Below are 19,652 nucleotides of genomic sequence, written 5' to 3'. Positions count from 1 at the left end.
ATTAGATGAACCGTGAACCGGAGGCTGTATATGCTTACTTTTGAACAAAAATTAGCGATCTTTGATTCCTATCCTGAGCTTGAGCGCAGAGATGTCTCACTCGGCCGGGTGAACTACCACTTTGAGGAAAGCCGGCATGATAAAAAGACCGTCGCCTCCCATCTGCACCCGAACGGCAACGGCTTTGTCTATGCCGGTCTGCTGCGGGGCTATGAAACGGACGGCAAGGGCCTGGTGAATATCCGCGACTATTCCGAGGCTGATCTGCGTGAGCTGATCAGTGCCTCCATCTCCTCTTTGTCGATGTACATTCCCGATGCTCCTGCACCAAGCAAACGCAAGAAAAAAGCAGCGGCGTCTGCCGGTGCTGAGACCCTTTGGACAAATGCCGACGGCAACACACTGAGCCTGAAATTTGAAGAGGACCTGTGGTATCTCTACGCCGGGCTGCAGCTCGAAATGGCTTTTGAAACCATTGAGGAGGCTGAGGAGTATCTGGCAGAGGAAGGCTTCCGGCCGGCCGGAAACTAAACCTCCGCTGTGACACCAAAAAACCTGTACACTGCAGCAGATGCTGCGGGTACAGGTTTTTTATTTTGGCTATGGGAGGCGTGGAGCCGGAATGCGCATAATCAACGGTACTTTTACCGTTAATTCCAGCCGCCCGGCCCAGTTCCACATAATCAACGGTACTTTTACCGTTATCCCCCCAGCCTAGACAGTCCCGCCATCTACTCTGCCGCCTGCAGCGCTTCCACGGGAACTGCTATTTCCTTAACGCTGTTATACTGGCTCATGGTGGCCTTCTGCTTCACTTCCCTGTATGCGCCGTCCCCGTCCAGCATCTCTTCGGTCACCAGCTCCTCACTAGTTCCGGTAGGCCAGTAAGTCTCCTTACTCACGCGGTATTCCAGGCTCATGCTTTTGAGCAGCTGAAGCATCTCTGCTGCTACTTCCCTACTACTGTACTGAAGCTCGTAAAAGCTCTCCAGGTCCTTCGTCTCCTCACCGGACAACGCCACATTTAATACGTACTCCTCCCCCGCTTCCGATACGTTCACGTAAGGCAAGATTGTCTTGAGCATCTCCATCCGCCGCACGGGACTGGACTGCACCTGTACTGTAAGCCTTAAATCTTCCAAAAAGGAGTCCGGCATCTTCCGCCACAAGCCTTCCAATAGCATATAATAGCTGTCCTCTTTAAAATACGCCTCTGTCTCCGCAGGCTCCTTATCTCCGATTATCATGGAGCCCGTCTGGTGCATCTGCAGCGGGTCCAAAATATACTCCGTCGTCATCGTGGTATCCGAGGTGAAGCTGGCCTCCCCGCCGTCCGCCGGAATCCCGGTTGCAATCCAGGCCTGCGACTCCTGCACATAGCTGTTCAGCCCGCGTCCCGCTTCAGCGATTCTGTCTATCAGCTCTTCTGCGCCCGGAAGATCGGCTTTTGCTGCCGTTTGCCCCTTGGTTGCTCCATCATTCGTACAGCCCGCCACGCTTAATGCAACAAGCAAGGCCAGTACACCTTTTCCCCATCTAGTCAAAATACAGTCCTCCCGTGTGTTTAGCCAACCTTTATATGGAATTATACACCACTTATAGGTCAGCAGCCATTTAGACTGTCCGTAAAAAAATTCCTGACACCACTCTATCAACCTTCTGCAAACTATGGTTAGATGAAGGAGAAGGCCATTCCAAAGAGAGAAAGAAGCGTGGACCCGCATGAGCTTTGAAATTGTAGAGGCTACTATTCCGGAGATTGGGGCGGCAATTGCCGCCGGAGACATTACTTCCAGACAGCTGGTTCTCCTGTATTACGAGCGCATCGCCGAGCATGACAAAAACGGCCTGACCATTAACTCTGTGCTGGAGATCAATCCGGATGCGCTGTTCATCGCCGAAGCTTTGGACAGGGAACGTGAGCTGCTGGGTCCGCGCGGGCCGATGCACGGAATTCCGGTCCTGCTCAAGGACAATATCAATACAGGGGATAAAATGCATACCAGCGCCGGCTCACTGGCGCTGGCGGATTCCTTTGCCGGGGAGGATGCCTTTATTGTGAAGAGGCTCCGTAAGGCCGGGGCCATTATAATGGGCAAGGCTAACATGACGGAGTTCGCCAATTTTATGACGAACGGTATGCCCTCAGGCTATAGCTCCCGAGGCGGACAGGTGCTGAATCCCTACAATATCTCAACACCGACCGGCGGCTCCAGCGCCGGCTCAGCTGTAGCCGTTGCCTGCAATTTCTGCACAGTATCGGTGGGCACAGAAACATCCGGGTCCATTCTTAATCCCGGTAATCTCGGCTCGATCGTAGGCATCAAGCCGACTGTCGGCCTGCTCAGCCGATCAGGCATTCTGCCGCTGTCCAACACCCAGGACACTGCCGGCCCGATGGGCAGAACCGTACGCGATGCGGTCCTGCTGCTGAATGCCATGCTTGGGCAGGATGACAATGATGCTGCGATGGGCACCGGCACCGGCAGAGTCCATGAGGACTATACCGTCTTTCTCGACCCGGACGGCCTGAAGGGGGCGCGGATCGGAATTCCGCGCGATTATTATTTTGAAGAGCTGACAGAGGAGCAGCTTGCGCTGTTCAATGCTTCTGTTGAGAAGATGCGGGAGCTGGGGGCTGTAATCATAGATCCGGCTGAAATCCGCACCGCGCGGGAGATTAAATATTCCTCTGTTGTATTGAATGAATTCAAGACTTCCCTCAATGCCTATCTTGCCGGGCTTGGCCCTGGCGCTAAGATGCGGACGCTGAAGGATATTATAGACTTCAACCATGCCCATCCGCAGGAGACGCTGCGCTATGGGCAATCGACCCTGATCGATGCCGAATACACCTCATCCGGTACAATGACTGAACCGAATTACCTGCGCGACCGTATCACCGACCTGCGGCTCTGCAAGGAGCTGGGCATTGACGCTACCATGAAGGAATACGAGCTGGATGCGCTGCTGTTCCCTGCTGATTTTGGCGCCAGAATTACTTCAAGATCGGGTTATCCTTCAATTGTTGTTCCATCCGGCTACACCCCGGCCGGAGCCCCGTTCGGAGTGACCTTCTCGGCGCAGGCCTATCAGGAGCCGCTGCTGATCAAGCTGGCCTATGCCTACGAGCAGCATTATAAAGTGCGTAAGCCGCCTTCACTGCGCAGCTTTGTTTAAGCCGGCAGCCAATAAGCTTACTCCGCAGCTATGCCCATATGCCTGTTGCCTGCATGCGACAGGCCCCAGGTACGAAGCTCATAGCTGCGGATCCCCGTGGTAACATAGGGATCCCGCTCGGCAATTCGGACGGCTTCTTCACGCGAGGCCGCCCGGATTATAACCATTCCTCCCGGATAATCGCTGAACGGCCCGCACAGCACCAGCTGTCCGCTGTGCTCCAGCTCCTGCAGATGCCTTACATGCGCACGGATAATCTCCATATCCCTGCGGTCGTGCTCCGTAGGACTGAGCAAGATGACATAACAAATATCCTCCTGCGTCTCCTTTGCTTCCATACTCAACCCCTCCTCTCTTTTTCCGGCTAAAAGGTCCTATTCATAATCGCTCCGGCTTTCCTCATCGGCAATATTCTGAATCTCTTCCGCCAGCATCAGGTGGAATCCGAAGTCGCTCTCCGCATGCAGCTTCAGCGCCCGTTCCTTCACAAATTTCGAGCTGCCTTCAGCCGCTTCCTCGTCATAGAACAGAAGAATCGCATCGCTTTTGCGGAACAGGAGATCATCTCTGGCCCGGAACTGCCAGCTCCCGTCATACGGAGCATTACTGACCGCACCGTAATAATCCGCCCCCGCCACGATCCGCCGGTACTCATTCTGCTTGTCCTCCTTCCACTTTTCTTCCGGATTGGCATGTGCCGTAATAATCCCCAGCTTCAGCTGCGGATACTGCCGCTTCAGCTCCAGCACTACCTCGCAGGCCCAGAGATCCACACCATATTGTCCCGGCGTAATCACCCAGTCCACACCGTCTTCAATGAGCGGAATGAGCCTGTTCTCCAGCGCTTTTCTGATATATGGAATTCCTTGATGCTTATTATCAAAAATCCCGAGCTCATGCGCACGGTAGCCTGTAACCAGTAAAGTTGTCATGTGCTCCTCTTTTCCAAAAATGCTCGTTATATATATTCCTCCTAATTATATACCAATTGCCGCTATGTCTCAGTTACCGTCTGCGGGTCCAACATATTTTTAGCATAAATGACTAAATTGAAGCAGACTTTGGAAAACTTCATATACACAGCTGTCTACTTCAGGAAAGTGAGGTGATCGCATTGCTTGCTACCATCATATCCTATATCCCGGGCTGGGCAATCTTCGGACAGGCAGGCATCGCCCTGCTGTTCCCTCTTGCCGGGCATGGCCTTTACAAGGCCTTGTACTCTCTGGTTGGCAGCGGGAGAGCCGTGGAATCACCGGGAACCAAAAATTCTGATCCGAACAAAGGGCTTCAGGCTGCTGCAGATACCGGAGCTGCCCCGTCCCCGCGATGCTTCAGCGGCGATTACGCTTCCGATCTCAAATTTATTAAAGATTCAATCGGCAGCAACTCCGATCTTCATTTCAAGGAGTTTACCATAAGCGGGCTGCAGAAGCAGGCTGTACTCATCTTCGTAGACGGTATGCAGAATGACCGTCAGCTGAATCTGGAGATCATGCAGTATCTGATGTCCGAAACGGCAACGGACTCGCTGTCAGATCCCGAAAAGGCCTTGTCGGAGCTGCCTTTCATTCATCTCACCGAAGCCAGTGATCTGACCATGTTTAATCAGTCCGTGCTGTTCGGGCATGCCGGGCTGCTTGTTGAAGGAATGCCGCGAGTCCTTCTTATTGAACCGCCTGACAGCATCGATCGTACGCTTGGCGAGCCGGTATCAGAAGCGCTGCTGCGCGGGCCAAGGCTCGGCTTCTCGGAGGTACTGAGTGAGAATACCTCCATCTTACGACGCCAGGGTCTCTGTGATCAGCTGGAGATGCGCTCATACCAGGCGGGATCCAGGATTCGGAGGGATATTGTCCTTGCCTACATGAAGGACATTGTTAATCCGGAGGTGCTCAAGGAAGTTGAGACGCGCATCAGCAAGCTGGATATCGATTTTCTGGCAGAATCAGGCTATATTGAGCAGCTAATTGAGGATAACTATTTAAGCCCGTTTCAGCAGGTGCAGAATACCGAGCGCCCTGACCGGGTGATCAGCGCCCTGCTGGAGGGAAGAATCGCCATACTGCTGGACGGTACACCTTTTGCCCTGATTGTTCCAGTCACCTTCAGCATGCTGCTCCAGTCACCGGAGGATTATTATGAACGCTGGCTGCCCGGCTCCATGATCCGGCTGCTGCGCTTCGCCGCCTCTTTTATGGCGCTGATGGCCCCAGCTCTGTACATCTCTTTCATCTCCTTCCATCCGGGTCTGATTCCGACAGAGCTGGCGCTGTCAATCATCGAGACCCGGCAGGGGGTTCCCTTTCCATCGATTATAGAGGTACTGATTCTGGAAATCTCCATTGAAATCCTGCGCGAGGCCGGCATCCGGCTGCCTAAGCCGGTAGGTCCTGCGATGGGCATTGTCGGCGGTCTGATTATCGGAGACGCCGCTGTTAACGCAGGCATTGTCAGCCCGTTTCTCGTCATTGTTGTTGCAGTAACTGCCATCTCGTCATTCTCCATTCCGATGTACAGTGCCGGTCTTACGCTTCGTATGCTCCGCTTTGTCGGCATGGGCTTTGCTGCGCTTCTGGGAATGTTCGGGACCATATTATTTTTCCTGCTGCTCTGCAGCCATCTCACCAAGCTGAAAAGCTTCGGGGTGCCCTACCTTACTCCAGTGACACCCTACCGGCTGGCAGACTGGAAGGACCTGTTCTTACGGGCACCGCTCAGCCTGATGAAACGCAGACCCATTATGATGAAAACGCAGAACAACAGGCGTAAGTCCTAATCTTGTACCACCGGAAGGAGGCCATATCATGTTTTCCCGTACAGACGACAAAATTACCGCTACACAAGCCGCAGTATTCCTTAATAACACCGTGCTTGGGGCCGGGATTCTAACCCTGCCACGGGGAGTAAGCGAAGCTGTAAAGACGCCTGATTCCTGGCTGTCCGTCCTGCTCGGCGGAGTTATTGTGATGGCGGTTGTCACCTTGATGGTAAAGATCAGTCAGCAGTTTCCGGGCAAAACCATATTTCAGTATGCAGGAAAAATTGTCGGACGGGTACCCGGCGCACTGCTCTGCCTGCTGCTGGTTCTCTACTTTCTGGTGCTGGCGGGCTTTGAAATCCGTTCGCTGGCTGAGGTCACTTTGTTCTTCCTGCTGGAGGGCACGCCGATCTGGGCAATCATTCTGCCTTTTATATGGGCGGGAACCTATCTCGTATACGGCGGAATCAACGCCATCGCCAGGGTTTATCAGATTGCTTTTCCTATCAGCATTATGATTCTGATTATCTGCTATACACTTAGTCTACGGCTATTTGATATCGATAATCTTCGTCCTGTCCTGGGAGAGGGGATTCTCCCTGTCATTCGAGGCCTGAAATCGACAGTGCTGGTCTACAGCGGCTGTGAGGTTGTCATGACACTTGTGGCCTTTATGCAGAGGCCTGAAAAAGCAGTCAAAGCAATGCTGATCGGCATCGGCATTCCGGTCGGATTGTATTTTGTCACAGTCGTCATGGTTATCGGCGGTTTATCCATTGATTCGGTTGTGACGAGCACCTGGCCGACCATCGACCTGATCCGCAGCTTTGAAATCACGGGCTTTCTGTTCGAACGGATGGAGTTTCCCCTGATGGTCATCTGGCTGATGCAAATGTTCTGCAACTTCTGCAGCTTCTTTTTCCAGGCCTCGCTGGGCATTTCGCAAATCTTCCGGCTGAAGGTGCATCCGGTGATTTATATGCTGGTTCCGGTGATTTTTATCTCAGCCATGATTCCCAAATCCGTTAGTGAGGTATTTAGCCTGGGGGATTTCATCGGAAAATCAGGGCTCGTGCTGTTCCTGCTGCTGCCGGTGCTGCTCTCCATCATTTGGCTGATCCGCACGAAAGGACTGAAGCAGCATGTATAAGCGGTTATTGCCGCTTATCCTCTGCCTCTCTCTGCTCACTACTGCCATAACCGGATGCTGGAGCAGCAAGGAGATAGAGGATCTGGCGCTGTACACCGGCCTCGCCCTGGATCTCGGGGAGCTGACCAAGGCGGAGCAGGAGCTGGAAGAAAAAGGGGTTCATTACTCCAAAGAGAATAAGATTACGGCAACGGTCCAGATTGTCCCGGTAAAGACCATAGGCATTAAGGATAAGCAAGGCACCCAGCAGGCTGCACCCTATCATAATGTCTCCGGCACCGGGGATTCCGTGCTTGAAATTTTTCGCCAGTTCTCTATCCGGAACGACCGCCCGATTGTCGGCCATCATCTTAAAGTCATCGTTGTCTCAGCTGAGCTGCTGAAGCGGCAGAGCATCGATCAGCTGATGGATTTTGTATTGCGTGATAATGATATCCGTCCCAGTACATTGGTTTTTATCAGCCAGGGCCGGGCAAAGGATACGATGATCTCAAACAATGATGAGGTGCCCTCCTTCCACATCCGGCAGATGATCCGCAATCAAATACGGACCAGTAAGGTGATGAGTCCGGTGATTTTGTCCCATATGGATGCTCTTATGCATGCTAAGCGCAGCTTCGCGCTGCAAAACCTGGTTACCGCCGATGGTGAAACCGAGTTTGCCGGAGCAGCAGTGATTAAGGGAAGTACAGGACACTGGGTCGGCAATCTGAATCAGGAGGACACGGAATGTCTATCCTGGCTGACTAAAAAAAGCTCCTCCGGTGTGATCAAGGCCTATGACTGGGACAACGAGCCAATGACCTATGAAATGAAAGCAATGAACAGTAAAATCAAAGCCCGGGTAGACGGAGATGAAATTACCTTCAACGTATCTATTGAAACGGAGGGCCGGCTGATTGAAACCTGGAACAGCTCCGGCGTACCTTCCACTGGAGAATATGCAAAAAAAACCAGCGAGATCTTTGAAAAGAAGCTGAAGGAGATGATGGATCATCTTATCGTTAAGCTTCAAAAGGAGTACAAGGCAGATGTGGCCGGCTTTGGGAAGGCGCTCAGCATCCAGCAGCCCAAGACCTGGAGAAAAGTCAAAGATCACTGGGACGAAACGTTCAGCAGCTCCACTATCAAGATCAAATTTGATCTCAGCATTACGGATTTCGGCTCATTTACCGAATAGTACGCTTCTATGAAAAAACGTCAGGCCTCCTTATTTTGGAAGCCTGACGTTCTTTTATGGAAGCTTTACGAATGAGCCCTAAGCAAATTCGCTATTCAAACGGCACTAATTCTTATCGGACAGAATCAGCACACCACGGCCCGGAACCACAGCTGTCCCGCTGTAAGCCTTGCCCGTGAGCAGATCGGTACGTGTTGCTCCGCCGATATCTGCAATGCTTTCTCCTTCATTGTGGTTCAGCAGGAACAGATAGGATACGCCATCCTTCACCCGCTGAACGGATTCGACGCCTTCCGGTGCGCTAACCAGCGGCTCAATGCCGTTCTCCTTGGCCAGATTGGCAAGGAAGCCATGCAGGAAGCCCGCTTCCGGGCTGGATGCCACATAATAAGCTTTGCCTTCGCCGAAGCTGTTAGCAGTCAATACAGGCATTCCTTTGTAGAAATCAGAGCCATAACGTGCCAGCACCTCTGCACCCTCAGAATGGATAAGATCACAGAGCAGATTGCATGTGTATGACCCGCTCAGTGCTCCCCAGTCGCTATTCATTACGATTTCATTGCTCATCTCCGGCAGCAGCGCGTCAATCTCTTCCGCCCAGATGCCAAGCACCTTGCGAAGCTCTCCCGGATACCCGCCCACTGTAACCAGATCGTTCTCATTAACGATTCCGCTGAAGAAGGTGGTTACGAACGTACCTCCTGCCTTAACGAAAGCCTCAACCTTTGCGGCAAAGCCCGGCTTGATCATATACATTACCGGTGCGATAACTACTTTGTACTTGAAGAGGTCTTCTTCAACGCCGATAATATCGGCTTCGATATTCTGCTGATAGAGCGCGTCGTAGTATTTATGGACTTCTTTTACATAATCGAGGGCCACAGTCGGTCCGCTCGACAGGTCAAGCGCCCAGCGGTTCTCCCAGTCATAGAGGATGCCGATCTGTGCCGCGCTGACTGCATCCAGCAGCTCATCCCCGAGCAGCTCCAGCTCCCGGCCGAGCTCCGCACATTCACGGAATACGCGGGTATGCTCATGGCCCACATGCTCAATAACGGCGCCATGATACTTCTCGCACGCACCGATGGAGCGGCGCAGCTGGAAGAACAGCACGGTGTCCGCACCGCGCGCCACAGCCTGATAGCTCCACAGCCGCATCACGCCCGGGCGTTTCACGGAGTTGTACGGCATCCAGTTCTGCTGAGCCGGTGTTTGCTCCATCAGCATGAACGGCTGGCCGTTCTTCAGCCCGCGCATCAGATCATGCGTCATCGCTGTATAGCTGACCGGAGTATCGAGGGCCGGATAGTTGTCCCACGAGATCACGTCCATATGCTTGGCCCACTCAAAATAATCCAGCTCCGGATAGAAGCCCATCAGGTTGGTCGTCACGGGAATGTTGGTGCTGTGCTCCCTGATCGCTTCCTTCTCCAGCTTGTAGCATTCCAGCAGGCTGTGGGACATGAATCTGCGGTAATCCAGCGAAATGCCCTGGAAGTTGGTCCGGTTGCCGTTCCACTCCTCACTAAGCTCATTCGGCACCACAATCTCTTCCCAGTCATAGAAGACATGGCCCCAGAACTTGGTATTCCAGGCTTTGTTCAGCCTGTCCAGCGAGCCGTACCGCTCCTTCAGCCAGACCCGGAAGGCCGCTGCAGATTCCTCGGAATAATCATAGCCGCCATACTCGTTGGAGATATGCCAGATCAGCAGCGCAGGATGGTCCTTATAGCGCTCTGCCAGCTTACCGGCCAGTCTGGCCGAATATTTACGGTATACCTGGCTGTTCGGATTGGAGTTATGGCGTCCGCCGAATTTGCGTTTGCGGCCCTGGACATCGACACGGGTTACCTCCGGATAGCGGTGAGCCATCCACGCAGGATGAGCCCCTGTCCCTGTAGCGAGACAGACATACGTTCCATTTTTATATAGACGGTCCATTAGCTCGTCCAGCTCTGAGAAATCATAGGTATCTTCCGAAGGCTGAATCATCGCCCACGAAAATACGTTAATGGTAGCTACATCAATTCCGGCCAGCTTGAACATCCGTTCATCCTCTGCCCATACCGGAGCATCCCATTGCTCAGGATTATAATCGCCGCCGTACCATATCTTCGGTAATTTATTATTGATCACTTCTCGCACTTCCTTTATAGTATAAATATATACTTAGTTTAACCTTTAAACTTACCGCAATATATATAAAATTTACGTTGAACCATATAATAATATGGCACTACAAAGAGGTGGCCTCAAATGATAACTTCACTCCCGCGCAGAATTGTATTCGCCCGCGAGGGCGGCGAGCATCTGCCGATTACACTGGACAGCATGGGCTATAATCCGGATCAGGAGGCAGTGACACGGCCGGACGGCTATTATGTATATCACTGGCTGCAGACAACCTCCGGTGAAGGGATCATTCACTTCGAGAACAAGAAGCTTACGCTGTCAGAGGGCAGCGGTGTGCTGCTCCTGCCGGGTACCCCGCATAAGTATGAGGCCCTATCCCCGCAGAACTGGTGCACCTATTATCTCACCTTCGGCGGCAGCTCAGCCCGGCATATTCTGGAGTCAGCCGGCATGCATTCGAACTCCTTTTACCGCTGGGAGCACGAGTCGCCGTTGACCGGTATGCTGCAGGAGATGCTGGACCGTCATGATGCGGCTGCCGATATGTTCAGCCTGGGCGTGTCCGCCGATGCCTACCGGTTTATGCTGACGCTTAACAAATACGGGCATCTGCACAACAACACCTCCATCTCCCGCAACATCGACAAGCTGCAGCCGCTTCTTAAATGGATGGATATCCATTACGGCGACCCCTCTATCGGCCTGTATGATCTTGCTGCACAGCTTGATGTGTCCGGCCGTTATCTCAACAGCCTGTTCCTGCAGACCTTCGGGCTCTCCCCGTATGCTTATTTCGTACGCCTGCGGATCCGCAAAAGCAAGGAGCTGCTCGTAAGCAAGCCGGCGATGACAGTCAAGACCATCTCGGGGCTTGTCGGCTTCCGCGATGTCAGCCACTTCGTCGCCACCTTCCGCAAGCAATCCGGCACAACGCCAGATCAGTTCCGGCGGCTGCATTGACGGGGATGTTCCGCGGAGTTGGCGGACTGGCCGGGCGATTGAGCTGATTCGAAGGCAGATATGCCTTTGATTTCGGCTGGGCCGGGGATTGCGCTGATTCAAAGGCAGAAAGGCCTTTGATTTTGGCTGGGCCGGGCAAACGGCTAGTTTTCTTCTCCCTTGGTTGGACTTTTGCTTGAGTAAACAGGCGCACAAATGCCTGGGCTAGCATGCCCAATTCATTCAAGAATAATTAGTTTGATTTTCGCCACCTAATTTGAGTAAAACTCACCTTTTAGAGTAATTAGTTGGAAATATGACACCTAATATGACCGAAAACCTGTTTGAAGGCAAATTAGGCGAAATTAAGTATCCTTTTTCCAACTAATGTCCTCAAGTGTCACTTAGCGGGAGAATTAGGTGACCTAAATCCACTTATTCTGAGAACGCACACATTAAACTGCTGATCCCGACTGAGTTGGGAATTAGTATACTTGTTCGTTTAAGCAAACTCTATGAGTGTCGCGAGTGAGTATTCTGCGTGCGCATTGCGCATGACCTTCACTCATTCGCGCGGACGTAGGCTTCACACTTTCCATCACACCTTAGTTCACACATTAGCTTCAACCGTTCGCCTCTGCAGGAGCATTCTGCATTCGCGCAGATGTAGGCATCACATTCCTATCACACTTTAGCCATCCGTTCGCCTCTGCAGGAGCATTCTGCATTCGCGCGGACGTTGACCTCACACTTCCCATCACACCGTAGTTCACACATTATATTCAACCGTTCGCCTCTCAGGAGCATTCTGCATTCGCGCGGACGTTGACCCCACACCTTCCATCACACCTTAGTTCACACAGTAGCTTCACCCGTTCGCCTCTGCAGGAGCATTCTGCATTCGCGCGGGCGTAGGCTTCACACTTCCCATCACACTTTGGCCTCACCCGTTCGCCTCTGCAGGAGCATTCTGCGTTAACGCGGACGTAGGCTTCACACTTCCTATCACACATTAGCTTCACCCGTTTGCCTCTGCAGGAGCATTCTGCATTCGCGCGGACGTTGACCTCACACTTCCCATCACACCGTAGTTCACACATTATCTTCAACCGTTCGCCTCTCAGGAGCATTCTGCATTCGCGCGGGCGTAGGCTTCACACTTCCCATCACACTTTGGCCTCACCCGTTCGCCTCTGCAGGAGCATTCTGCATTCGCGCAGATGTAGGCATCACATTCCTATCACACAGTAGCTTCAACCGTTCGTCTCTGCAGGAGCATTCTGCATTCGCGCGGACGTTGACCCCACACCTTCCATCACACCTTAGTTCACACAGTAGCTTCACCCGTTCGCCTCTGCAGGAGCATTGCGCATGACCTTCACACGATCACGTTCACGTCTGCGTACGCTACCTGAGCGGTACGCCTAACCAGCCCAGTAAACACAACAAACAGGGCAGCTCCCACCCGCATATCTAACCCCGGGAGGGGGTTGCCCTGTTTCAATCCTTCATTTTCTGCAAAACCAAAGCTCGCTCACTTGCCTGCATCCGCTGCCCTGCTCGCAGAAGCAGAAAGCTCATCGCTGCAGACTGCCTCCGGCAGATGCACCTTGACTACTTCGATGAACTCGCGGAAGGCGCTGGTCATATACAGGTCACGCCGCCGGATGAACACGGTAGGTACCTCTGCATAGCGGTCCGGGAACGGGTGGCAGGAGATCCCCTGCGTGATGTTCATCCGCTTGAAATAGGATACCGGCAGCACCGCATACCCGATCCCGGCCCGGACACAGGCCATCAGGCCTTCCATCGTCCCGAATTCCATCACCTTGCCCAGCTTGAGCCCATCCTCCCGGAGCCACGCTTCCAGCCTCATCCGGTACAGACACTCCGCATTCAGCATCAGCAGCGTCTGGCCTTGAACCGAATGCAGGCCCTCATAGCCCATACTATCCGGAATAATCAGCCCCAGCTGCTCATTAATAACCAGCTCCTGCACAATTTCCGGATGATCAACCGGCCCGTCCAGGAAAGCCCCGTGTACAGTATGCTGGAGTACAGCCTCAATAAGGTCAGCCGGCCGGCAAATCTGCAGCTGCACCTCAACATCTGGATAGCAGCTGCGGTAAGCAGACAGGATGACAGGCAGCCGGACAGCTGCTGTCGTATCCGAGCCGATCATAATGGTGCCTTTGGGAACCGGAGAATCCAGCACCGCCTGCTGCGCTTCCTCCAGCAGTTTAAAGATCCGGACTGTATATTCAAGCAGTGTCTGTCCTGCTGAGGTGAGCGTGATGCCCCGGCTGTGCCGGTAGAAAAGCGGTGTCTTCAGCTCCTGCTCCAGCTGCTGAATCCGCGCAGTCACATTGGATTGCACATAGCTAAGGCTTTGCGCGGCTTTGGAAATGCTGCCTTCCTTAGCCACTGCCTGAAATACTTTAAGCAGACCTATATCCACAACCGCATTTCTCCCTCCGGAAGCAGCCATCAGTTCCAGTGATGCCCTCCATCATTTCCCTTCATTATACAAGATAAGCCGCAAGGAATATGATGGAAATATAAAAGATGACTGCGCTGTCAGCATCAAACGTGCCTATAAAACTTAATTTCTCGCTACCGAACTGAGTTTTAAGGAGATTGTTAGCTGTCCTACAAAACTTTAAGGAGTGAACCAAATGGATAACAAACGCTGGAGCTTTAAGGTGCCCGGAGGCCAGGAAGGCAGCGAAAAGACTATCGATATGAGCCAGATCACAAGTGTATATGAATTGCTCGCCACTATACGCGGTGAAGAAGACGTTCAGCAGCCCGGCACTGAAAGAAGACCGCAGACTGCGCCTCTCCCCTTTTCACGGCGACTCGGCAGCAAAGGCAGAAGACGCCATCCCTCAGCTTGATTCCGGCCATAATCCATAAAGAGCCCAGCCGGGTATAAGCCAGGCTTGGGCTCTTTTACATTAATCGTGGCTGGTGCTACCCTTCCAGCTCCAGAATCTCCACCCCGTAAGGTGCAAGCAGCAGCAGGCCCGAGCGTGCCTCTCCGTTAAACGCGCAGCGGTAATCCCGGTCCAGCGGTACAGCCTGCTCCGTCCGGCTCAGATTCAGCAGGAACAGTAAGCTGCCGTTCTCCCCGCTGCGCACCGAAGCCTGGACTCCGTCCGGCAGACCGGCGAAGCGCCGGAGCCCGTACCTGCCGGCCAGGCCGCCAAGCAGCCCGGACCAGTAACGTTCCTCGACCTGGGTGCCAAAGTAGTAAACCTCACCTTTACCGAACCGGTTAACAGTGATAGCCGGTGTACCGGCATAGAAATCATCATTATACCAGGCGATCGGCTCGGCGGTCACCGGTGTCAGCAGATCGCACCACTGGCTACAGGCAAAGGTGTCACTCTCCTGATCTCTGATTACATGAGCATCACCGCCGACCGGATCATACTCGTGCACCCAGACTCCGGCGGCGCGGCTCAGAAGACCGGGCAGCGGCTGCATGACGCACACATTATCCAGGTTCTTCACGCCTGTCCGGTTCGTCAGGATCAGGGTGCCGCCGGCAATCGCGAATTCCTCCAGCTGTGCCGCCAGCTCTTCACCAAGCAGATACAGGCTTGGCGCGATGACCAGCTTATAGCCCTCCAGCGGCTCGCCCGCCCGGACCACATCGCAGCCGATGCCCAACTTGGTCAGGGCGCGGTGAATCAGCTTGATGTTCTCATAGTAATCGAACCCTTCAGCCTGCGGCTGAATATCCAGTGCTGCCTTCTGCTCGTGAGAATGCAGGATTGCTACTTCATGCTTCAGTACCGTTCCCTTGAGCTTTCCGCTTAGCTGATTCACCTCACTGCACAGCTGTGCAAATTCGGTGAACCTGCGCCCCGGCACATTGCTGTGGTCAATCAGCCCGTGCCAGTACTGCTCGGCCCCCGCAACCGCGCTTCTCCAGCGGAAATGAACAACCGTATCTGCCCCTCTGGCAATGCTCTGCCACGCATAAGCGCGGATAAATCCGGGATGCGGCGTTCGCCACATCGGCATCCAGCACCCCGGAGGTCCGCTAAGCTGCTCCATAATCCAGAAATTACTCCGCTTGATCCCGCGGGTCACATCCAGCGACAGCGCCCCGCTGTATGGAGTCGTCGCCTGCTTATCCGGTGAGGTGTTCGGATAATAATCAAAGGAGGCCACATCCAGATCTGCACCGACCGCATACAGATCCAGGCGCTGCGGATAGCTGTGGAAGTTGTGTGTAACGAAATGCCCTGGACATTCAGCGCGCAGCACCTCAAGCTGGGTCTGCTGGAACTTCACTACCGCATCCCACTGGAAGCGCTGGAAATCCAGCAGCAGCGAGGGATTCTGGAACTTTGATCCGCCATACGGTACCGTCAGCTCCTTCCAGTCACTGTATTCCCCGCTCCACACCACCGTTCCCCACTCGGCGTTCACCCGGTCCAGGGTGCCGTACTTGTCCTGAACCCAGCTGCGGAACGCTGTATTGCAGGCATCGCAATGGCAGTCGATCATCCCGAACTCATTGTCAGTCTGCCAGCCGATTACAGCCGGATGTCCGCTGTAATGCCGGGCCAGCTTCTCAACGATGCGCGTGCCGTACATTCGCAGTGAAGTGCTGTTGTAACAGCGATGCCCACGCACACCCGGATGATAAACCTGCCCGTCAGCAAATACCGGCAGTACATCCGGATACGCCGTTGTCAGCCAGCGCGGCGGCGTTGCTGTAGGCGTTCCGATAACTACCTGCATACCATAGCTGTGGAGCAGATCAATCGCCCGGTCAAGCCATGCAAACTCAAAGCGTCCTTCCGTCGGCTCAAGCCTGCTCCAGGCAAATTCAGCCACCCTGACCACCCGCACGCCCGTTTCCTTCATTAACCGCATATCCTCTTCCCACAGGGACTCATCCCAATGCTCAGGGTAATAGTCAACACCGATCTGAACGTTGCTGTAATCACTCTTTTCCTTACCGTATCCGTTCATTCCCAATCCCTCCCTCACATGTCCTGCATAGTTCCATCATACCAAAAAGGCGTCCCCGCCTCACATCACTGATGCGAAAGACGGGAACGCCCCGGCAAATCCACTTACTTCATCCAACTTTAGCGGTCCTTTAAAGGACTCTATATTTTATTACAATAAACCTTTACTTCTTCAGCTTGTCCCAAGCGGCCTGCATAGCTGTTTCCCAGCCTGCCTGATCAACCTTGCCTGCGATCAGCTGCTGGATTACGCTTGCGAATTCCTGGGTTACACCATCAGGGAACTTGGAGGACTGCAGTCCGTAAACTTTGCCTTCCTGAACGTATTTGAATACGTCGGAACCAAGGTCGCCGATATCTTCAGGTGTAGCTTCGATAGTGGACAGGGCAGGGATGAATTTCCATTTTTTTGTGATATATTCTTTACCCATGTCGGAGGTTACGAGCCAGTTCAAGAACGTTTTAGCTTCTTCCTTGGATGCGGAATCCTTGTTCACAACCAGGTTAGCCGGGATCCCTACAGTCATCTTGTCGTTCTTCTCGGCATCATCGTTGATCGGCATAGGGAACATACCGATGTTCATGTCCGGAGTGATGTTATCGACCAGCGTCTGTGCCCAGTTACCTTCCTGCATCATAGCGATTTCGCCGTTAGCGAACATAGCCAGGTGGGTGTTAGCGTCAGTAGTCAGCGGGTTCTTTTGACCATATTCCACAGTCAGGTTCAGCAGGTCGCTCCAGTCCTTAAATACCTGGTTGCCGACGATTGAAGCTGTTCCGCCGTTCAGACCGGCGATGAACTCATCTACATTATCCTGCTGTGCAAAAGCTACGCTGATCCCCTGGTTACCCAGCAGCCACCACTCCTGATAAGCGTTACCGAATGGAATAACGTCGATAGCCTGCAGCTTTTTAGCCGCTTCTTCCAGCTCAGTGATGGTTTTTGGTGTTTCAGCAATGCCTGCTTTTTCGAACAGGTCCTTGTTGTAGACATAACCGATACCTTCAAGGTTCATTGGCATCCCGTAGGTTTTGCCGTCCTTGGTCATTGGCTCAGCAGCCAGCGGAATCAGATCCTTAACCCATGCCTGGTCGGACAGGTCTTCGAGCTTATCACCCCACAGCTCCATTTCTGCATAACCGCCGTTTGAGAAAATATCAGGCGCATCACCGGAAGCGAATTTCGTCTTCAGGGCTGCCGCATAGTCTGCACCACCGCCGACGGTCTGGATGTCCAGCTTGATGTTCGGATACTCTTTTTCAAATTCAACCTTCAGCTCGTTCAGGCCTTCCACGATTTCCGTTTTGAACTGGAAGATTTTAACCGTTTTCACATCTCCGGATGCGGAGTTGCCAGCGCTTCCATTTTGTGCGTTATTTGAAGCGGTATTGTTATTGCCGCCGCAGGCCGCGAGCACAACAGACATCAGCATTACACTGGACATCATTACAGCAGTACGTTTCTTATTCATTCTATTTTCCCCCTTGATAAAATTAAATGCTGGATACAATCTATGGAACGAAGGATTCGGGAAGGGATTAACCCTTCACCGAACCCGCCGCGATTCCCTCAACAATGTAACGCTGCATGAACAGGTAGAACACAACAATTGGGGCTACACCCAGTGTCAGCGCCGGAAGCGCCATATCCCACTGCTTCGTATACTGGCCGAAGAACGAGAACGTTGCCAGCGGAATGGTCCGCAGCTCAGGTGCCTGCAGAATCAGGGACGGAAGCAGATAGTCATTCCAGATGCCCAGGGCATTTAGTACGATAATCGTCATCAGCATCGGCTTGAGCAATGGAAGCACGATCCGGAAGAACACAGTCAGCGGATTGCAGCCGTCAACCGTTGCCGCCTCTTCGATCTCCAGCGGTACGGATTTAATGAACCCGTGGAACAGAAAGATTGCCATCGGAATACTGAGACCCAATTGGGCCATCACCAGACCGGGAATAGAATTATTGACACCCAGGAAGTTAACCACCTGAAGGATCGGAATCATAATAGTCTGGAACGGTACAACCATCGCCGCTACGAACAGCAGCAGCAGGAACCGGTTGAATTTCGAATCTGCACGGACCATCCGGTAGGCCGCCATTGCAGCGAACAGGGCGATCAGGATTACACAGATCACTGTAATGATAATCGAGTTCCGGAAGGCTTCCGAGAAACGGGCCAGCTTCCAGGCCTGCGAGTAGTTGGACCAGACGAATTCGGACGGCCAGGCCGCCGCATTACTGAGAATTTCCCCGAACGATTTCACCGAGTTAGCCAGCAGGAAATAGAACGGTGACAGGAACAGCAGGCCAAGGAGAATCATAATGATTTCCAGGCCGTAATTCCACTTGCCTTTGCCTTCGGTTTTCATTACGCTTCAACCTCCTTGCTCTTCGTAATCCGCACCTGAATGACTGTGATGATGGCAACGATCAGGAAGAACAGCAATGCTTTTGCCGTACCCAGTCCATATCGGTTGTTCAGGAAGGCTTCGTTATAGATGTTCATCGCTACAGACTCAGTAGATTTGAACGGTCCGCCCTTGGTCAGAGACAGGTTGAGGTCGAACATTTTGAAGGACCAGGAAATGGCCAGGAACAGTCCGACTGTTACAGCAGGCATAATCAGCGGAACAATGATGTTGCGCAGCACCTGGTTACGTGAGGCGCCATCGATTTGCGCTGCTTCCAGCACCTCTTTGGATACGTTGTTGAGCGAAGCAATGTAGATAACCATCAGGTAACCGGAGGACTGCCAGACGAATACAATGACAATAGCCCAGAAGCCGGTTGTTGCATCGCCGAGCCATGGAAGATTGAAGAAGGACCAGCCGGTCAGATCGCCCATAGTCGCGAAGCCCTTGATGAAGATAAACTGCCATATAAATCCAAGCAACAGGCCGCCGATTACGTTAGGCATAAAAAAGATGGTCCGGAGCATGTTGCGTGTCTTTAGCGCCTTGGTCAGGAAATAGGCCAGGAAAAAGCCTACTACGTTGGTCAGCACAACCCCCAGCAGCGTAAACCGCACGGTAAACCAGAAGGATGACCAGAAATCCGAATCATTTGTAAAAATCATTTTAAAATTGTCAAAGCCTACCCAGGCCACATTCCCGGATACGCCGTTCCAGTCGGTGAATGAATAGTACATCCCCATCACAAACGGGATAATCATCACGATCGTAAAGAACAATAATGCCGGGCCAACGAAGAAAAGCTGTTGACCGAGATGGGACAACTTATTGCCGCGCATATATTGGCCCCCCCTTTCTTTTACTCACTTACTTGTTTATGATCTATTCATATTATCCGTTTTT

At 52.9% G+C, this 19,652-nt stretch carries 16 protein-coding genes; 7 read left to right on the top strand and 9 right to left on the bottom strand.

Annotated elements, in window-relative coordinates:
• Positions 1-30 precede the first annotated feature (30 nt).
• Positions 31-531 (top strand): hypothetical protein, encoded by a 501-nt coding sequence (locus R70723_RS03980; protein ID WP_039869988.1) that lies wholly within the window; start codon positions 31-33, stop codon positions 529-531.
• 200 nt (positions 532-731) lie between these two features.
• On the opposite strand, the gene R70723_RS03975 is transcribed toward R70723_RS03980, so the two are convergent.
• Positions 732-1,544 (bottom strand): DUF6612 family protein, encoded by an 813-nt coding sequence (locus R70723_RS03975; protein ID WP_039869986.1) that lies wholly within the window; start codon positions 1,542-1,544, stop codon positions 732-734.
• A 178-nt stretch (positions 1,545-1,722) separates the two neighbouring features.
• Here R70723_RS03975 and R70723_RS03970 point away from each other — a divergent pair, with 178 nt between their 5' ends.
• Positions 1,723-3,180, top strand: coding sequence for an amidase family protein (locus R70723_RS03970; protein WP_039869985.1), 1,458 nt, complete (start codon positions 1,723-1,725; stop codon positions 3,178-3,180).
• Positions 3,181-3,197: 17 nt separating this feature from the next.
• Here the strand turns inward: R70723_RS03970 and R70723_RS03965 are convergent, their stop codons facing one another.
• Together R70723_RS03965 and R70723_RS03960 are read right to left on the bottom strand one after the other, a co-directional pair.
• Positions 3,198-3,518, bottom strand: coding sequence for a YciI family protein (locus tag R70723_RS03965; RefSeq protein ID WP_052421175.1), 321 nt, complete (start codon positions 3,516-3,518; stop codon positions 3,198-3,200).
• Positions 3,519-3,554: 36 nt separating this feature from the next.
• Complete coding sequence (locus R70723_RS03960; RefSeq protein ID WP_039869982.1) at positions 3,555-4,112, bottom strand: SLOG family protein; 558 nt, start codon at positions 4,110-4,112, stop codon at positions 3,555-3,557.
• Positions 4,113-4,294: 182 nt separating this feature from the next.
• Here R70723_RS03960 and R70723_RS03955 point away from each other — a divergent pair, with 182 nt between their 5' ends.
• Genes R70723_RS03955 through R70723_RS03945 form a run of 3 tightly spaced genes read left to right on the top strand, consistent with a single transcriptional unit; the run spans position 4,295 to position 8,271 of the window.
• Positions 4,295-5,959: a spore germination protein gene (locus R70723_RS03955; RefSeq protein WP_039869979.1), complete on the top strand. Its 1,665-nt coding sequence runs from the start codon at positions 4,295-4,297 to the stop codon at positions 5,957-5,959.
• Positions 5,960-5,987: 28 nt separating this feature from the next.
• Positions 5,988-7,091, top strand: coding sequence for a GerAB/ArcD/ProY family transporter (locus R70723_RS03950; protein ID WP_039869977.1), 1,104 nt, complete (start codon positions 5,988-5,990; stop codon positions 7,089-7,091).
• Positions 7,084-8,271: a Ger(x)C family spore germination protein gene (locus tag R70723_RS03945; RefSeq protein WP_039869976.1), complete on the top strand. Its 1,188-nt coding sequence runs from the start codon at positions 7,084-7,086 to the stop codon at positions 8,269-8,271. Before R70723_RS03950 ends, R70723_RS03945 begins: the two co-directional genes overlap by 8 nt.
• A gap of 105 nt (positions 8,272-8,376) precedes the next feature.
• Here R70723_RS03945 and R70723_RS03940 read toward each other — a convergent pair whose 3' ends face one another.
• The gene (locus tag R70723_RS03940) at positions 8,377-10,407 is read right to left on the bottom strand and encodes a beta-galactosidase (RefSeq protein ID WP_039869975.1); all 2,031 of its coding nucleotides are present in this window, start codon (positions 10,405-10,407) and stop codon (positions 8,377-8,379) included.
• Between the two features lie 120 nt (positions 10,408-10,527).
• On the opposite strand from R70723_RS03940, the gene R70723_RS03935 reads away from it, so the two are divergent.
• Positions 10,528-11,364 (top strand): AraC family transcriptional regulator, encoded by an 837-nt coding sequence (locus R70723_RS03935; protein ID WP_039869973.1) that lies wholly within the window; start codon positions 10,528-10,530, stop codon positions 11,362-11,364.
• 1,513 nt (positions 11,365-12,877) lie between these two features.
• Here the strand turns inward: R70723_RS03935 and R70723_RS03930 are convergent.
• Complete coding sequence (locus R70723_RS03930; RefSeq protein WP_047171322.1) at positions 12,878-13,801, bottom strand: LysR family transcriptional regulator; 924 nt, start codon at positions 13,799-13,801, stop codon at positions 12,878-12,880.
• 217 nt (positions 13,802-14,018) lie between these two features.
• On the opposite strand from R70723_RS03930, the gene R70723_RS03925 reads away from it, so the two are divergent.
• Positions 14,019-14,240, top strand: coding sequence for a hypothetical protein (locus R70723_RS03925; protein ID WP_039869971.1), 222 nt, complete (start codon positions 14,019-14,021; stop codon positions 14,238-14,240).
• A 76-nt stretch (positions 14,241-14,316) separates the two neighbouring features.
• Here the strand turns inward: R70723_RS03925 and R70723_RS03920 are convergent, their stop codons facing one another.
• From R70723_RS03920 to R70723_RS03905, 4 genes are all read right to left on the bottom strand, one after another.
• A complete protein-coding gene (locus tag R70723_RS03920) occupies positions 14,317-16,335 on the bottom strand; it encodes a beta-galactosidase (RefSeq protein ID WP_047171015.1) in 2,019 nt (672 codons plus the stop codon).
• Positions 16,336-16,498: 163 nt separating this feature from the next.
• Positions 16,499-17,806: an ABC transporter substrate-binding protein gene (locus tag R70723_RS03915; RefSeq protein WP_039869969.1), complete on the bottom strand. Its 1,308-nt coding sequence runs from the start codon at positions 17,804-17,806 to the stop codon at positions 16,499-16,501.
• Positions 17,807-17,873: 67 nt separating this feature from the next.
• Complete coding sequence (locus R70723_RS03910; RefSeq protein ID WP_039869967.1) at positions 17,874-18,707, bottom strand: carbohydrate ABC transporter permease; 834 nt, start codon at positions 18,705-18,707, stop codon at positions 17,874-17,876.
• Positions 18,707-19,588, bottom strand: coding sequence for a carbohydrate ABC transporter permease (locus R70723_RS03905; RefSeq protein ID WP_039869964.1), 882 nt, complete (start codon positions 19,586-19,588; stop codon positions 18,707-18,709). Before R70723_RS03905 ends, R70723_RS03910 begins: the two co-directional genes overlap by 1 nt.
• Positions 19,589-19,652: the final 64 nt, after the last annotated feature.

Origin of the sequence: Paenibacillus sp. FSL R7-0273 (assembly GCF_000758625.1) — a bacterium.
Taxonomy (GTDB): domain Bacteria; phylum Bacillota; class Bacilli; order Paenibacillales; family Paenibacillaceae; genus Paenibacillus_AQ.
Note: the sequence above shows the minus strand (reverse complement) of the source record. Positions and strands in the feature narration are given on the sequence as shown.

What these genes read in the sequence shown, in the direction of transcription:
- R70723_RS03915 (WP_039869969.1), bottom strand. Translation starts at nt 17,806, where the DNA reads ATGAATAAGAAACGTACTGCTGTAATGATGTCCAGTGTAATGCTGATG.
- R70723_RS03920 (WP_047171015.1), bottom strand. Translation starts at nt 16,335, where the DNA reads ATGAACGGATACGGTAAGGAAAAGAGTGATTACAGCAACGTTCAGATC.
- R70723_RS03960 (WP_039869982.1), bottom strand. Translation starts at nt 4,112, where the DNA reads ATGACAACTTTACTGGTTACAGGCTACCGTGCGCATGAGCTCGGGATT.
- R70723_RS03910 (WP_039869967.1), bottom strand. Translation starts at nt 18,707, where the DNA reads ATGAAAACCGAAGGCAAAGGCAAGTGGAATTACGGCCTGGAAATCATT.
- R70723_RS03935 (WP_039869973.1), top strand. Translation starts at nt 10,528, where the DNA reads ATGATAACTTCACTCCCGCGCAGAATTGTATTCGCCCGCGAGGGCGGC.
- R70723_RS03945 (WP_039869976.1), top strand. Translation starts at nt 7,084, where the DNA reads ATGTATAAGCGGTTATTGCCGCTTATCCTCTGCCTCTCTCTGCTCACT.
- R70723_RS03925 (WP_039869971.1), top strand. Translation starts at nt 14,019, where the DNA reads ATGGATAACAAACGCTGGAGCTTTAAGGTGCCCGGAGGCCAGGAAGGC.
- R70723_RS03905 (WP_039869964.1), bottom strand. Translation starts at nt 19,588, where the DNA reads ATGCGCGGCAATAAGTTGTCCCATCTCGGTCAACAGCTTTTCTTCGTT.
- R70723_RS03965 (WP_052421175.1), bottom strand. Translation starts at nt 3,518, where the DNA reads ATGGAAGCAAAGGAGACGCAGGAGGATATTTGTTATGTCATCTTGCTC.
- R70723_RS03950 (WP_039869977.1), top strand. Translation starts at nt 5,988, where the DNA reads ATGTTTTCCCGTACAGACGACAAAATTACCGCTACACAAGCCGCAGTA.
- R70723_RS03970 (WP_039869985.1), top strand. Translation starts at nt 1,723, where the DNA reads ATGAGCTTTGAAATTGTAGAGGCTACTATTCCGGAGATTGGGGCGGCA.
- R70723_RS03980 (WP_039869988.1), top strand. Translation starts at nt 31, where the DNA reads ATGCTTACTTTTGAACAAAAATTAGCGATCTTTGATTCCTATCCTGAG.